Origin of the sequence: Sulfuricurvum sp. PD_MW2, assembly GCF_002633015.1 — a bacterium.
Taxonomy (GTDB): domain Bacteria; phylum Campylobacterota; class Campylobacteria; order Campylobacterales; family Sulfurimonadaceae; genus Sulfuricurvum.
The window spans coordinates 1-2,183 of sequence record NZ_NSIU01000057.1; the positions used below are offsets into that span (position 1 = coordinate 1).

General features: G+C 34.1%; 3 protein-coding genes. All 3 read right to left on the reverse strand.

Annotated features, from left to right (window positions below):
• The coding region (locus CJD30_RS11520) for an aminotransferase class I/II-fold pyridoxal phosphate-dependent enzyme (RefSeq protein WP_294919287.1) at nucleotides 1-859 on the reverse strand (859 nt) is incomplete at its 3' end.
• The gene (locus tag CJD30_RS11525) at nucleotides 856-1,749 is read right to left on the reverse strand and encodes an SPASM domain-containing protein (protein WP_294919289.1); all 894 of its coding nucleotides are present in this window, start codon (nucleotides 1,747-1,749) and stop codon (nucleotides 856-858) included. The genes CJD30_RS11520 and CJD30_RS11525, both read right to left, overlap by 4 nt.
• Nucleotides 1,750-1,755: 6 nt before the next feature.
• Nucleotides 1,756-2,183 (reverse strand): acyltransferase (locus CJD30_RS11530; protein WP_294919291.1); only part of this gene is annotated, 428 nt, incomplete at its 5' end.

Sequence of the window (2,183 nt, forward strand, 5' to 3'; positions counted from 1 at the left end):
CTATATAGGTTGCATTTTGCAGGGTATTCCTTGAAAAAAGCTGCTTCCATTTTTTTACTTGAGAAATATTTACTTCTAAAATTTGATCGGCATTATCTAAAACTTTGCTTACTACAAGCAAAGAGAGTTGATTAATCTCATCAATCGGCTTTAGTTTTCTGAGCAATTCAATATTTTCTTTAGTTGATAAGGCATATCCTACTCGTGCACCGGCGATTCCAAAAGCTTTTGAAAAAGTTCTTGTGATAATGATGTGGCTATAGCTATTAACAAGGCTGAGACTATCGATATCATAAAAATGGAAATAGGCTTCATCCAGAAGAAATAGAGTACCAGTTTTTTGGGTATGTATCGCTAACTCATTTAGTTCCTCTAAGGTGAATGCCGTCCCCGTTGGATTGTTTGGGTTAGCAAGAACAAATAGTCTGGTCTGATTTGTAATGGTATCGATGATTGTGTTTACAGGCAGAAGCATTGTCCCATCAAACTCTACATATTTTATTTTTGCTTTTCGCTGATAAGCGAAAACATCAAACATGGCAAAACTCGGGTTTAAATAAACGACTTCGTCGTTTTCTTCTAGAAAAATTCTAAAAATAAATTCTATGGCTTGTTCAGAACCTTGAGTAATGAGTAGCTGGTTGATATCGACATTTGAAAATTTTGCAAGTTTTTCATACAGCTCATACGGATCTGGATAGATGCGCAAGCTTTTTAGATCATCATGGGAAATTGCAAAATTTACAGCTTCAAAAGCACTAAAAGGGGGTTCATTTTTGTCTAAGCATATAAACTCTTTTCTGATGTTTTTGGATAAAGGAGGTCTATATAGCTCAGATAAGTACTGACTGTAGTTCATTTGGTATTCCAAGCTTCAAAGCTTTCTTTGCCGATTATATCACCATGTACATCACAGGTTGAACAAGGCTCCATCTTTCTGTCACTGTTGGCTAATCTTTCTTTAAACTTATGCAGTCTATCGCTCGTCCATAATTCCCATACGCTAGAGGTATTTACATTACCTACAACAAATTTTTTTTGCCAATCATGGGAACAAATATCCATATCCCCGTTAAAGTCTATCTTTACCATATAAAAAGGGTAATAACATACTTTTTTTAACGGCAGCTCTAGTATTTTTTCTTCGCCTTCGGCTCTGTATTCGTTTGAATCAACGAGTCCGGCTCTATTCGATATGGTTAATCCATAATTGCCGTTTTCATAGTATCTTCTTCTTAATATGACTTTTTCTTTATCTACATTGGCGTCATGTATCATATTACTAAAATAATCGATTTGATGACTTCCATCATACATGCTGATACTTAATACATCTAATCCGTTTTCAAACAGTGATTTTAATTTGGCAACGGTTAATTTGTCTCCATTACTAATCATTTCTAGTTGCGTATCCGGCAAATATTCTTTTGTTAACTGTATCAATTCGTCTATTTTAGGGTGGAGCAAAGGTTCACTAAACCCTGAGTACAAAATTTTACCCTTATAGTTTATGGCACTCAAATCTGATAATATTTTTTTATAAAAATCTTTTTTAAGAAGCCCTTTGGCATCTATTTTTTTATAAAAATCTTTATCAGAAACGGGGCAGAAGGAACAGCTTCTGGTGCATGCGGCCATAATATTTAGTTCTACTACGGAGAAAACTGGTACGTTGTCAATAAAACTCAATTTATCTCTGACAATATTGCCTTTTCGCTCGGTGCTTTGATCTATAAAAATATTATTCATATACTTTCATTCCCTTTTTTTAATGAGTTTCGCAGGTACTCCACCGACGATACTATAGGGTTCTATATTTTTTGTAACAACACTGCCAGCTCCCACTATCGAACTCTTCCCAATTTTTGTATTTGGTGTAATTACACAATTGGATGCAATCCAGACATCATCTTCGATTATGATTTCTCCATATTTATGCCCTTGCACTCTTATTGGAATATCACAATTGTCAAAATTGTGATCAGCAGATCTAATAACGCAATTTGCGGCAATTTGACAATTATCCCCAATAAATATTTTACCGAATGATGCTCCCAATTGGGAATTTGAATTCATGCCAAAATTATCACCGATAATTAATTCGCCGTTATTATTAGCATATATATAGCTATTTTTACCAAAATAGACATTATTACCCAATTCTATATTTTCAAATCCTAAAA